Genomic DNA, 12,329 nt, shown 5'->3' on the forward strand with positions numbered 1-12,329 from the left:
GGCCGCCGGGTTTAGTTGTGTCTCCCGAAGCTAGGAGCGCGACGTGCAGCACAGCCAGCGATGTGCAGAACTGTGCAGAACACCCACCCTGTAGAGGAGTGTTGGCGGATTCGTGCCCTTGACCCTGGAACCCCAGGGCGTGACGGTGTTGCAGAAAACTGCACACCACATTGAGGGAGACAGCCATGCCCCTACAGTTCATCGGGATCGACCCGAACACCGGCGACGACGAGAGCCCTACAGTCTGGGTCGACCAGGAGGCCCACGAGCTCGTCCTCCAAGGCTGGAAGCCCGGCCCCGAACTCAAGGCCGAATGCGCCGAGTTCACGATGCCCGGCCACGCGGTGGGCATTCCGGAGCACGAGGCAGTGATCCGTATCCCCGCCAGGATGGTGCCGATGATCAGGGAGGCGTGCGATGCCGTCGAGCGTGCCGACGTTCACTGAGTTGATCGCAGGCTGTACCCACTCAGCGGTGCACCTGGAGATGCGCGACGTCTACTCGGTCGACAAGGAGCGGGAGCAGATCGAGGCGTGGCGCCAGGGTTTCCGCCATGACCAGGTGGACCCCGCGTCCTGGTGGCGGCCATGGCTCGACCTGGTCCAAGAGACCCTCGCCCGCGGCGTTGTTGTACGGCGCGCACGGATCGTGTCCGAGCCAGTCAGCGAATACATCCGCTTCGAGCACTCCGGCACCTTCACGAACGTCGCCGCAGGCGAAGAGGTGCGGTGGCTGCCGCGCCGCCGCGCGTCCGACATCGCCCTGCCCGGCAACGACTTCTGGCTCTTCGACGGACGCCTGATCCGGTGGAACCACTTCACCGGCGACGGTGGATCGGCAGGCCAGGAACTCTCCGACGATCCCGCCGCCGCCAAGCTGTGCGCCGGCGCCTTCGAAGAGGTGTGGGCCAGGGCCATCCCGCACGATCAATACGAGATCCACTAACAGGAAGCACTGGTCTGCCAGCTCATGCCCGTCTCCCCATCCTCATCCGCCCAGGCCGCGCGCGCAGCCGTCGCCGGACGGTTGCGCGGACTCCGCAAAGAGGCAGGACTGACGATCACTGAGCTGGCAGACCGGTGCGGTTGGCACCACTCCAAGACGTCCCGCATCGAGAACTCGGTCACTGCCCCCACAGCCAACGACATCCGCCAGTGGTGCACTGCCACCGGGGCAAAGCCCCAGGCGCAGGACATCATCGTGCAGTCGGTGAACGCCGAGTCGATGTACAAGGAGTGGCGTGACCAGATCCGCAGGGGTCTGACGGAGCTGCAGCAGAACACCGGCAGGCTCTTCCGCACTACCGACCTGTTCCGGGTCTACTCGTCCACTCTCGTCCCCGGCCTTCTGCAGACCGAGGGCTACGCGGCCAGTGTCCTCCACGAGGCCGCGCGCTTTCGTCAGCTCCCTGACGATGACAGTGCCCAAGCCGCGCGAGCCCGGGTCGAGCGCTCGCGCATCATCCACGACCCCGGCCGCCGCTTCGTCCTGCTCATCGAAGAGTCCGTCCTTTACTGCCAGATCGCCGACGTCGACGCCATGGCGGCGCAACTCGGTTACCTACTCACCGCCGGCGCAATCCCAACGGTGTCCCTCGGCGTCATCCCGACTGCCGCGAGCCTGCGTTCACAGTGGCCGCGTGAGACCTTCCACGTGTATGACGACAAGCTCGTGTCCGTCGAGCTGGTCTCCGCGAGGGTGCGGATCAATCAGCCCTCCGAGATCGAGCTGTACATCAGGGCGTTCGAGGAGCTGCGGGGCATGGCCGTGTACGGCGCCGATGCGCGCGGCCTAATCGTGAAGGCCATCGGCTCCCTGCGGTGACCCCAGGCATGACGAAGCGCCCCCAGCCACGGTCGTGGTGACCGTGGTTGGGGGCGCTGTCGTTCGTCTACGGGTACTGCCGTCGGCTGGGGTCGAGGCCTGCGGAGAGCAGGCCGCCGCCAGTCGGCTCGGGATCGGGTGCCCCGTCCTGGCGGCACACCTTCGCGTAGGGGTCATCGGCTGGGGTCTGCCACGAGTAGCCCTCGGGGCAGGACTGCCCTGCCGGGCCTGCCGGTCCCTGCTCTCCGGTGTCGCCCTTCTCGCCGCGTTCGCCCTGGGCTCCGGCCGGCCCCATCGGACCGTCGGCCCCCGGGTCCCCACTCGGTCCGGTCACCGTGTCGCCCGGCTCACCCTTCTTGCCCGGAGTTCCCGGCGAGGGGGTGATGGTGGGCGCCGGTTTACCGGGGTCGCCCTTGTCGCCCTTCTCCCCGGGGATGGGGATCGGGACGGGCACTTCGGCCCGGTCGTCCAGGTCCTCGACGGCCCTGCTCGGGTCGGGTGCCTTTGGGGTTTCGCCCGCCGCTTGGACTTGGGCGCGCAGGACGCGGACGTCGCCGGCCAACGTGCTCACGGCGTTGCCGCGTAGGTCTGCCTCGTCGGCCAGCTGGCTGTACCAGGACCAGCCGACGACGGCCGCGCCCGAGAGCGCGAGGAGCCAGCACAGGGTGGCGATCCAACGCCAGCTTCCGGCGAGTGCCCGTTCTGCACGGGTCATGGATCGCCTCCCAACTCGACGACTTTGACGCGGAGCCGGGCGATCTCCACTTGGTCTGTGATCCGTTGATCGAGGAGAGCGGTGATCCGGGTGTCGCGGTCGGCGAGTTCCTTGCGGAGCCCGTCGCGCTCTTCCTGGATTTGGTCGATCTCCGAGTTCATGCGGGTGGTCGCGTTCTCACCGCGCTTGCCGAGGTACGCCACCACCGAGCCGGACAGGACTCCAGCGAGCCCGATTACCGCGCCGATGGTGGCGGCGTCCAAGGTGGCTCCCCTACTGGTCGCGCGCGGCCTGCTTGTTGGGCACGGCGTAGACGATGCCCCAGGCGCCGAGGACGGCGAGCGTGATGGTGACGCCCTCACCAGTGGTGAGGACGTTGTCCTGCACGGCGGTGATCGCGGCGGCAGAGCCTGCGGCGACCCCCGACAAGATGGACTTGGCGATGCTGGAGATCTTCATGGATGTACCCCTTCGGGTTCAGGCGACGACGGTGAATCCGTACTTCGCGCCGAGCTTGGTGAGACTGGCCTTGCCGGGGACGCCGTCGGCAGCGCTGCCGGTGTAGCCGCCGCCGGCCTTGGAGCGCTGCCACTTCGCGTAGGCCTCGACCGTGGTCGTGCCGAAGTGGCCGTCGGAGTACGTCTTGGCGAGCAGGCCCGCGTCGACGAGCGCGGCCTCCACGGTGCGGACCCCGGAGTAAGTGACCGGAGTGCCCGCTGCCTTCGGGTTGGTCTTGGCCGCGGCAACCAGCTTCGACAGGTCGACGACAGGCTTGGCCGGCTTCGGCAGCGGGGGCACGGTGACGGGCTTCGAGCCGAGCCGCTCAGCGACAGCAGCACGCATCGACGCCATGGTGAACCCGCGCGGGTCGACCTTGCCGGGCTGCCACTCCAGGTGGCCGATGACGGAACGCTCATCCCAACCGTGGTGCCGGCAGATCGCCGCCGATACCCGCACGATGGCTTCCAGCTGCGCGGCGGGCCATGGGTCCTTGCCGTCGCCGAGGTTCTCGCACTCGAAGCCGTAGAAGGAGCGGTTGCCGTCGGTGTCCGCCTCGTTGTCGGCGGGCAGCGCGGTCTCGTTCTTGACGGCGGCGAGGACGTCACTGTCGCCCAGGCCTGCGTGGTTGGCGCGGCCGTAGCCGACCAGGTGCACGGTGCCGTCCTTGGCGATGACGCCGTGGCAGAGCGGGCCGGGCAGCGTGGAGTGCCCGTCGCGGCACAGCGCCACCGTGTTCGCGGTGCCCTTAGTGACGGTGTGGTGGATCATCACGCCGTGCACGGGACCCCACGGGCCCATGTGGTTGCGGTTGTGGGTCTCCCAGTTGCCGACCTCGACGACGTTGAGGCCTTCGTCGCGGAGCAGGTCGAGGAAGGTGGCGGCGGACGGTGGTATGGCCATGAGGCCCCCTTCTGGGCATGCAGAAAGCCCCGGCCAGATGGCGCGGGGCGGGCGGGTAGCGCTGCGCCTGGCGATCAGGCGATGCGAGTCAGGAGCAGGTGGGATCCCGCGCGGACGTTGGTGTTGGTCACGCTGAGGGCGTTCTGCGCCCACTGGAACTGCAAGTTGCCGGCCGTGCTGCCGACGATGAGCGTGCCGAAAGCAAGGGCGAGGACTCCGGTAGATGTTGAGCCGCCCAGGGAGGCGACCTCTGTCGTCGTCCTCGTCTGCATATTCAAGCTGGCGATGGCCGTGTTCGTCGATTCTGCGGTGGTGGGGCCTAGGACAGCCCAAGCCAGGGAGGCGCCCGAGGGTGCCGCCCAGCCGATTTTGAGTCTCCCGGCCGTCCCGGAGTCGGACAGCAGGAACAGTTCCACCCGGTAGACCGCGCTCGCCTCGACCGCGACGAACAGTTCGTCGTCGTTCTGCATGGTGCTGCTGCTGGCCAGGGGCTCGGTGACGGTCTTGCGGGCGGACAGGATCAGCCCGTTGAGGTCCTCGGGGGTGGGCTGGTCTCCGGACAGCCACCGTGGGTATCCCACAATGTCTCCTCTACAGGGGTACGACGGCAGGGTGCTCAAGCTGGACGCCGGCACCTGAGCTCTGGGCTTTGACGACACCGTTGACGGAGCGGGTGACCGTGAAGGCCTGCGGCGAAGTGGTTCCGGTGATGGCCGTGACGGTCATGACCTCGCCCCCCACTCGGATACGGAAGGGCAGCGCTGCTGGGGCAGTAGTCCAGGGGAGGCCCGCGCTGGCCACACTCAGGGCGGTGGCCGTCGATGTCGCTGATGCCGCCAGCGTCGACCCGGACGACTTCAGCCGGTTGTAGTCGGCGGCCCCCAGCTCCCAGACGTTCCAGGGCAAGGCGGGGGTGCAGTTGAACTGCATATCCCAGTCGATGGGGTGGCCCAGAACTTCGGTGTAGCCCTGGGCGAGCAGGTCGATCGTGTCGGGTGGCAGATGGGCGGGCGGGTGGGCGATCTGGACGCGGTCGCCGGAGTCGACGTCGGTGACGGCGTCGATGAGGCTCGGTGCTGCGGCGAGGTCGACGTTGAGGACCGGGTAGCGGGCCTCGTCGACGGTGCCCAGGTGCAGCCGCCACCCGGCATGCTGCTCTGCCTGCTCGTCGGCGTACAGGTTGAGGGTGACTGCCTCGTCGTAGACGCCGACCCCGTCGGGCGGGGCCTGGACGGACAGGGGCCCGCTCTCCAGGACGGCGCGTTCTGAGGAGCCGCCCTCGCGGGTCACGGTGACGTCGTTGCGGACCTTCTGGTCGTCGTCGACGGGTTCCAGCGGGGGCGCCACATGGCCCGGCGTCAGGTAGTCCAGGGCGAGGGTGACGGCCTGGTTGTAGAGGGAGATGCGGTCGCGGTAGGCGAGGGCGATGTCCTCGCGTCGCTCGCCCAGGATGCCGCCGTCGACGCTAGCGGACTCCTCGAGGAGCGTGAGGAGTGTGTCCGGCCGCTGCGCACCCACCTCTTCCATGCGGGAGACGACGCCGTTGATGACCAGCGGCACGGCCTCTTCCTCACGCAGGCGCATCATCCGCACGCCTGCGGTCTCTCCCGCGAACCCCAGGTCGGCGGAGTTGTAGATGGTCGTGTTGGCGGTGGTGAAGGCGGCGATGTGCCCGAGGCGCAGGCCGTTGAGATCGCTGTTGTAGCCGCCTGTGACGCCCAGGACTCCGCTGATACGGCCCACGGTGCCCGCGTAGCTGGTGGTGACCTGCCCGCCCTGTCCGCCGATGGGGATCCATCGCACCGTCCAGTCGACGTTGCCGCCGTTCTGGACGGCGTACAGCTGCCAGCGGGACCAGGTGTTGAACACACCCAGGCCGGTCAGGTTCACCAGGGCCGAGGTGACGACGACGTCGTCATCGTCGTACCCGTAGATCTCTGAGACGCCGGTCCGCAGCATCAGCCGCCACCGCTTCACCGTGCCCGTGCCCGTCCACTGCAAGACCGTGCGCGCGGACGCCGGGCCCGCGTTCGGCAGGTTGAAGACGAACTCGGTGTGCCACTGGGTGGGGCTGCCGGACGGGGCGGGCACCGTCCCGATGAGCGTGGCGCCTTCCTGCACGGCGGGCAGCGCGTTGGATCCGGCGAGGGAGTCGTCGGCGGCCAGGTCGAAGCCTGCTGTCCGCAGCGGCCGGACACCGGCAGTCGGGCTGTAGAACTGGGTGGCGTCCCGTCCCTCTTCCAGCGGCCAGTAGGCCAGCGGGGCTCCGGACGGGATGCGGCGGCGCAAGGTGGACTGCAACGCCTGCTGCCCCTGGCCCAGGCGGCGCAGGATGCCCGCGGCCTCGACGGGCACGCGGATGTCCTTGCCGGACACGTCCCAGCGCGAGGGCCAGCTGCTGACCTCGCCGATGAACCGCACCCGCCGGTTGGTGACGGCCGCGGCCCCGTTCATGGACCAGGTGCGGCCCGCGCCGTCGACGAAGCTGGTCGCTCCGACGGCCTGGGCGGTGAAGTCAGGGTTGGCGACGACCGTGCCCGCGATGCCGTTGCGGACTTCCGCCTTGTACGCCCTGCCCGCGACCGGGTAGCGGGGGATGACGGCGGTCAGGTCGGCGGGCGCCACCTTGAGCGGGGCGGTGCTGGCGAACGTGGGCAGCGTGCTGGCGAGGGTGACTGGATCGGCGAACTCGGTCCACGGGCCTGCGATGGAGCGGGCCCAGTAGAAGCGGGCTGTCTTTCCGCCCGCGCCGTTGTCGACGTCCAGGGTGGCGCGCAGTGCTGCGCGTCGCGGCAGCGGGGGCAGAGTGCGCCCGAAGAAGGCGCCGCCGGTGCCGTCCGTGCTCTGGTGGATGATCAGGGCCCGGTCCTCCAGGCGCAGCATGTACGCCTTCTGTCCGCCGGTCGCCTCCCACTTCCCGATAAGGGTCTGGGCGCCGTCGGCGTACCAGTCGGCTTCCCCCTCCCAGCGCAGATCAAGGTCGCCAGTGAGGTCGAGGACAGCCGCGTCGGGCGTGGACGCGAAGTCGGCGACCACACCGGTGAGGGACAGGAACGGGGAGCCCGCGCGGACCGATACCCGCAGGGGCGTGTTGCGTCCGATCAGCTGGTAGTACGGCGACAGCGGGTTGCGGGGGCTGTACTTGCCGAGCCGGTTGTTGAAGGTGAGCGAGCACTTGCCCGGGTCGGCGCGCACGCCCTCATCAGAGCGCCCCCGCGTGATGGTGATCTTCTCTGCGGTGTAGACGTCGGAGGTGACGTCGGTCCAGATGCCGTTGATCTGGAGGTCGATGCGCACGTCAAGCGGGGTCTGCGGGAACACCATCGCGGCGGCCTCCTCACTGCCCGAAGGCGGTCTGGACGTTGCCGCGTCCCTCGACGCGGACGATGTTCTGGACGAAGGTTTTGAACTTGCCGTCGGCGCCCGCGAACTCGAAGCGGACCAGGACGGCGCCGCCCCCGGCCTGGGCGCCCATCAGAGGCGCCATCCCGGTGGTGAGCGTGGTGGCGGGCGCGGCGAGTTGCGGGTTGACCAGGCCTTGCATGGTTTTGTCGAGGACGCCGCGGTTGTCCTCGGCGCCCACCGCGATACCTGCGGGAATCCACTGGCCGATCGCGTCCGCCATGAGCTTGGACGGCGACCCGATGTGCAGGAACGACTTGGCCGCGTCGACGACGTTGGACGACACGAACGACGTGACCTTGTTCCACAGCCAGCCGCCCATGGACGAGATGCCGTTCCACAGGCCGCGGATGACGTCCGCGCCCTTGTCGTGCAGCAGGTTGTTCATGCCGGTGACCGCGCGGCCGATCCGCCCGGGGATGCCGGTGGCCCACGACATGAGCGCGGACGCCTTGTCGGCGGCGGCGTTCCGCATGGCCTGGAAGGCGGACGAGGCCCGATTGCGCAGGGCCCCGGCCAGACCAGCCAGCGCATTGAAGATGCGGCCGGGCAGGGCGGCGTGCCAGGTGACCAGCTCCATGAATTTGCTGATCGCCCAGTCCTTGGCGGTGCCGAACCAGCCGGCGAACATGCCGGGCAGGCCGGCGAACCAGCTCAGCGCTCCCCGGAACCAGTTGACCGTGGCGCCGAAGGCGGTCTGGACCGCGCTCCAGGTGGCAGTCCACGCCTGCTGGAACCAGGTGGTCTTCAGGGCGATGTAGATGATGGCCCCGATCAGCAGGGTGACCCCGATGATGATCGCGCCGATACCGGTGGCAGCGAACGCCGCGTTCCATGCCCACTGCGCAGCCGTGGCAATAGCGGTGGCACCCGCCCACGCGGTCTGCGCGGCGGCCCACAGGATCATCCCGCCCTTGATCGCCAGGACGGCGAGGGCGATCCCGCCCAGGGTGTAGGCGAGTGGCTCCATCACGGCCTGGTTGTCGGTGGCGAACTTGATGAAACCGCCCGCGACCTCGGCCAGCTGGCCGGTGACCTTCCGCTTGAAGGTCTCCAGGACTGCGGCCGGACTTTCACCCATCGTCTTCATCAGCTTGTCGGTGGACCCTGTGGCCTTGTCCATGCCGGACGAGGCCGCCGCGGACGCCGGGTCGAGGGCGAACAGTGCCTCGCCCAGCACGTTGCCCGGGTCACCGAACAGAGCCGCGGCGGCGTTCAGCTTGGTCTGCTCGTTGCCCGTGCCGCGGAGCGCGTCCATCGTCATCTGGAGGGCGTCCTCTGCGGACTTGCCGCCCTTGCCGATCTGCGATGCCATGTCGCCGGCGTTGAGGCCGATCGACTCGAACGCGGCATCGACGGCCGTGCCCCCGGCGAGGGCTCGCTCGCCGAACTGGCCGATGGCGTCGGCGACCTGGTCGGCGTCCCGGGCGCCCGCCTCCAGGCCCTGGGCGAGCAGGCCGGTAGCGGTCTGCCCGTCCAGGCCGACACGGCGGAACTGCGTCGAGTACTCGTTGATCGTGTCGAGGAAGTCGTCGGCTTTGTTCGCCGAGGACTGGAACCCCTTGGTGATGATGTCGAACGCCTCGTCGGCGTTGTCCGCCAGCCCGGTACGGATGAGCTGGCCCACCGCCGCGGTGGTCGGCCCGACCTCCTGGTCGAACGTCTCCGACAGTGCGAGGGCCTTGGAGGTGACACCCTCCAGGCCGCCTTCGGCCTGCGAGACGTCACCGATGTTGTTGTAGACGCCGCGGATCGCCTCGTTGACGGTGGCCGCGGAGTCGCCCCACGCGTTCTCGTAGACGCTGGCCGAAACCTTCGCGACGTCCGCAGCCTCGGCCGGACCGAGACCCAGCTGCGCGGCCAGCTTTGCATTCGCCGCCGACACGTCCAGCGCCTGGACGACCCCGACACCGAGCGCCGCCGCCACCCCGACACCGATGCCGGCCGCCGCCGTGTCGAACTTCTCGCGGACGCCTTCCAGCGTGCGGCCGGTCTCGTCACGGGCAACGAGGTTGAACACCAGTGAGGTATCGCTCATGGCGAAGCCGCCCCCCTTCCTGATGGAGAGAGGGCGGCTTCAGCGCCCCTGCTTGATCCGGTCGGCTGCCTTCTGCTGCTCTTCCTCGAAGGAGTCGAGCCACGCGAGTACGTGCTCTTCCTGCTCCACGGTCATCAGGGCCCATTCCCAGGGCCGGATGTGCAGCAGGTGGGCCGCGTCGCCGAACCGCTTTACTCGGCGAGCGGCAGCTGTGCTTTTCCCTCTTCCTCCGGGTCCTCGAACGCCTCGGCGATCTGCTCGTCGAGCTTCTCCAGGACGGCGGCGAGCTGGTCCGGCGGAGCCTTGTCGACGACTTCCTCGCGCATCGTGAGCAGCTCGCCCCTGGAGTACTCCAGCGTGAGCTCATCCCATGCGAAGTCGACGTCCTCGTACTTGATCCCGGGGTGTTCCCGCTTCTGGAACAGGAACAGCAGCGCGCGGCGGCACACGCTGCTGCCGGCCACCACGTCCTTGGTGAACTCGGTGTAGTTGCGGGCGGTGCGCCGCTCGAGCATCTCCCGCTCGGCGGACATGATGCTGCGGCGCGGCTCGTACTTGAAGCGCTGCGGTTCGTCGCTGCCCTCGGGCTTGTAGACGAGGTACACGGCTGCTCGCTCTCTATCGGGCCCGGGACGCGATGCGCCGGGCCATGTCTTCCATGGCCTGCTCGACGGCCGCCCTGTAGGTGTTCGTGCGCCCGGTGAAGGAGCGGTCGAACCACTCCAACTTGCCGCGCTGCTGCACCCAGTTCTCGCGGTCACCCCACACGGGGTGACGCCAGCCGGACGCCCGGTTGGTGCGCTTGGGTGCGTTGGGGAAGCCTCGGATGTTCTTGGTCTTGAAGGCCTTCACGCGGGCACCGGACCAGCGTCCGCCGAGCTTGACCTCGGGCCGGATCTTCCGGGCGATCGACGTGCGCAGGGCAGGTGTGGTGCCGCCGTTGAGCGACACCATTCCCATGATCGAGTCCTTGGCCTGCTGGGCGCCGGGCCGCAGCGCGTCGCGCATGCCGGCCGCGAGCTCCTTGCGCAGCTGCTTGCCGTCCTCCTCCGCGCGGATCGCCCGCGTCAGGGCGGCGAGCCCGTCGTGCGTCTCCACGCCGAGCGAGAACGGCGGGCCGCCAGCCATCAGGCGGTCGCCCGGACAACGGCCCCCGAGGTGGGGAAGCCGAGCGACACGGTGGCCTCGTCACCGACCGACCCGGTGATCGGGTTCCACCCGTTGATCAGGATGGATCCGGTGTACTTCGGGTTCGAGGCGCCTACCGCGGCCTGGTCGGCGCGCACCTCGAAGGGCACGACCGTCCCGAGCAGCGGCCACATGATCGCGTCGAGCTCGGCGGCAGTGAACGACTGGAGGAACTCGCAGCCCAGCTCAGCGGACTTGAGCCCACCGAGGACTTCCTTCCAGCCGAGCGAGGCGTAGTTGGTGACGTCCTTCTCCTCGACCTCGACCGTGAGCTCGGCCTTCTTGGTGTAGGTGTTCAGGACGTTGGCGTTGATGCTCACGTACTGGGCGAGCAGGACCATCTTGGGCATGACGGGCCCCCTTTCGGACGGGGTGAGGAACGGGCTACTGGATGCCGAGCGAGGCGGCGAACAGGAAGGACGGCGTCGTGCCGGAGATCGTCCAGGCGATACGCCACCACGTGTCGGTGATGGCAGTGCCGTCGGTGCGCAGGATCTGCCCGCCCACCGCGTTGGCCGCGGCGAAGGTGAGCCGCGTGGTGGGCGCGCCGAAGGCGTTGTCCACGCTCGACTCCACGCGCGCGGTGATGCTCGGCGTAGTGCCGGCCACCGACAGCACGTGCAGGGCCGCGAACATGCGCTTCCCCAGGGGCACGGCGCCCACCTGTAGCCCGGTGCCCACGCCGGTGGCGGTACGCGCGGTGCCGGGCGGGTGGGCGAACTGGCCGCGAACCAGGGGCCAGGACGACTTGGCTGTGCCGGTCCACGGGGCCACCTCGCCGACCTCGTCGAACAGCTTGTAGTCCGAGCGCAGCGCGTTGGTGAAATACGCCAGGCCGCCGACGGCCGCCGCATTGTTGGCGCTGATCGACCAGGGACCGACGCCCCCGAGCTGCGCCCACGACGCATCGTCCACCTTGGTCGTGTCGCCCGCCTCCCACTGACCCTCGCCGGAGATCTCCGCCTTGCCGAGGCCGCCGAGGTTCTCCTTCCAGCCGTCCGAGGCGTAGTTCGTGGTGTCCTTGGCCTCGACCTCGGCGGACAGCTCGACCTTGTTGGAGACGCCCGTCAGGTCCGCGCCCACCGCGAAGAGGCGGACGTTCGTCAGGATCGTCTTAGGCATCTGCCTCCCCCTTCGGCTGGGTCTTGCGGCGGCTCGGGCGGGGCTCGTCGACGACTTCCTCGGCGACCCCGGAGGCCACCAGGTGTGCGCCCTGCGCCGTCGGCACCTCGGTCTCGTCGCCCTCGGCGGGCCACGGCTCGCCGTTCAGCTGGGCGCCCTCGGGCATCTGCTGAGTGATGCGGATCTTCATCAGGTGTTCCCGTCTCCGATGACCTTGATGGCGAGCTCGGCGCCCACGAAGCTGGACCCTTGGTGCTCGTACCAGCGGTAGCCCTGCACGCGCTGCAGGTGCAGGTCGTCGGCCAGGCCGCCGAGGGCGAGCTCACCGGGGGCGCCGCGGGCCGCCTCGATGGCCTGCTTCAGCGAGGCCTCGCCAGCACCGGACAGCAGGGCGTCAAGGATCCGTTGGGCGGACCGGTCATCGGCGCGGCCGGCCAGCACGCGGCAGGTGAACAGCAGCTCGTCAGTGCCGCGGCCCATCGTCTTGTCGAAGTTGACGTCCACCTCGCCGACGAAGAAGCAGGGGGCGACGATCGAGTCCGGTACGTACCCGAGACACGTCAGCTTCCCGATACCGGCGGGCAGGACGACCACACGGGCCGCATCCGCGATCGCGTCACGGATGAGGGAGATCTGCAC

Annotated in this window: 16 protein-coding genes; 3 read left to right on the plus strand and 13 right to left on the minus strand. The window is 69.0% G+C overall.

Going from position 1 to position 12,329, the window contains the following annotated elements; all coding sequences use genetic code 11:
• Positions 1-185: 185 nt before the first annotated feature.
• From ACFYPC_RS08745 to ACFYPC_RS08755, 3 genes are read left to right on the plus strand one after another with little or no spacing between them, the layout of a single operon-like run.
• A complete protein-coding gene (locus tag ACFYPC_RS08745) occupies positions 186-446 on the plus strand; it encodes a hypothetical protein (RefSeq protein ID WP_388672783.1) in 261 nt (86 codons plus the stop codon).
• Positions 418-945 (plus strand): DUF6879 family protein, encoded by a 528-nt coding sequence (locus tag ACFYPC_RS08750; RefSeq protein WP_388672785.1) that lies wholly within the window; start codon positions 418-420, stop codon positions 943-945. The genes ACFYPC_RS08745 and ACFYPC_RS08750 overlap by 29 nt, the downstream gene beginning before the upstream one ends.
• Positions 946-969: 24 nt before the next feature.
• Positions 970-1,824: a helix-turn-helix domain-containing protein gene (locus ACFYPC_RS08755; protein ID WP_388672787.1), complete on the plus strand. Its 855-nt coding sequence runs from the start codon at positions 970-972 to the stop codon at positions 1,822-1,824.
• A gap of 67 nt (positions 1,825-1,891) precedes the next feature.
• Here the strand turns inward: ACFYPC_RS08755 and ACFYPC_RS08760 are convergent, their stop codons facing one another.
• The 13 genes from ACFYPC_RS08760 to ACFYPC_RS08820 form a co-directional block, all read right to left on the minus strand.
• Complete coding sequence (locus ACFYPC_RS08760; RefSeq protein ID WP_388672789.1) at positions 1,892-2,539, minus strand: collagen-like protein; 648 nt, start codon at positions 2,537-2,539, stop codon at positions 1,892-1,894.
• Positions 2,536-2,802, minus strand: a complete 267-nt coding sequence (locus ACFYPC_RS08765) for a hypothetical protein (protein WP_388672790.1) — start codon at positions 2,800-2,802, stop codon at positions 2,536-2,538. The genes ACFYPC_RS08760 and ACFYPC_RS08765 overlap by 4 nt, the downstream gene beginning before the upstream one ends.
• Positions 2,803-2,812: 10 nt before the next feature.
• On the minus strand, positions 2,813-2,998 hold the full coding sequence (locus ACFYPC_RS08770; protein WP_388672791.1) for a hypothetical protein: 186 nt from the start codon (positions 2,996-2,998) through the stop codon (positions 2,813-2,815).
• A gap of 18 nt (positions 2,999-3,016) precedes the next feature.
• The gene (locus ACFYPC_RS08775) at positions 3,017-3,940 is read right to left on the minus strand and encodes an N-acetylmuramoyl-L-alanine amidase (protein WP_388672792.1); all 924 of its coding nucleotides are present in this window, start codon (positions 3,938-3,940) and stop codon (positions 3,017-3,019) included.
• 74 nt (positions 3,941-4,014) lie between these two features.
• Complete coding sequence (locus tag ACFYPC_RS08780; RefSeq protein WP_388672793.1) at positions 4,015-4,521, minus strand: hypothetical protein; 507 nt, start codon at positions 4,519-4,521, stop codon at positions 4,015-4,017.
• A gap of 10 nt (positions 4,522-4,531) precedes the next feature.
• Positions 4,532-7,264, minus strand: a complete 2,733-nt coding sequence (locus ACFYPC_RS08785) for a hypothetical protein (RefSeq protein ID WP_388672794.1) — start codon at positions 7,262-7,264, stop codon at positions 4,532-4,534.
• A gap of 13 nt (positions 7,265-7,277) precedes the next feature.
• A complete protein-coding gene (locus tag ACFYPC_RS08790; protein WP_388672795.1) occupies positions 7,278-9,380 on the minus strand; it encodes a phage tail tape measure protein in 2,103 nt (700 codons plus the stop codon).
• Between the two features lie 191 nt (positions 9,381-9,571).
• Positions 9,572-9,985, minus strand: coding sequence for a hypothetical protein (locus ACFYPC_RS08795; RefSeq protein WP_388672797.1), 414 nt, complete (start codon positions 9,983-9,985; stop codon positions 9,572-9,574).
• A 13-nt stretch (positions 9,986-9,998) separates the two neighbouring features.
• The gene (locus ACFYPC_RS08800) at positions 9,999-10,508 is read right to left on the minus strand and encodes a hypothetical protein (protein WP_388672799.1); all 510 of its coding nucleotides are present in this window, start codon (positions 10,506-10,508) and stop codon (positions 9,999-10,001) included.
• Complete coding sequence (locus tag ACFYPC_RS08805) at positions 10,508-10,918, minus strand: phage tail tube protein (RefSeq protein WP_388672801.1); 411 nt, start codon at positions 10,916-10,918, stop codon at positions 10,508-10,510. Before ACFYPC_RS08805 ends, ACFYPC_RS08800 begins: the two co-directional genes overlap by 1 nt.
• Positions 10,919-10,952: 34 nt before the next feature.
• Positions 10,953-11,690: a hypothetical protein gene (locus tag ACFYPC_RS08810; protein WP_388672803.1), complete on the minus strand. Its 738-nt coding sequence runs from the start codon at positions 11,688-11,690 to the stop codon at positions 10,953-10,955.
• The gene (locus tag ACFYPC_RS08815; protein WP_388672805.1) at positions 11,683-11,880 is read right to left on the minus strand and encodes a hypothetical protein; all 198 of its coding nucleotides are present in this window, start codon (positions 11,878-11,880) and stop codon (positions 11,683-11,685) included. The genes ACFYPC_RS08810 and ACFYPC_RS08815 overlap by 8 nt, the downstream gene beginning before the upstream one ends.
• The gene (locus ACFYPC_RS08820) at positions 11,880-12,329 is read right to left on the minus strand and encodes a hypothetical protein (RefSeq protein ID WP_388672807.1); all 450 of its coding nucleotides are present in this window, start codon (positions 12,327-12,329) and stop codon (positions 11,880-11,882) included. The genes ACFYPC_RS08815 and ACFYPC_RS08820 overlap by 1 nt, the downstream gene beginning before the upstream one ends.

Source organism: Streptomyces sp. NPDC005808, assembly GCF_042871385.1.
Classification (GTDB): domain Bacteria; phylum Actinomycetota; class Actinomycetes; order Streptomycetales; family Streptomycetaceae; genus Streptomyces.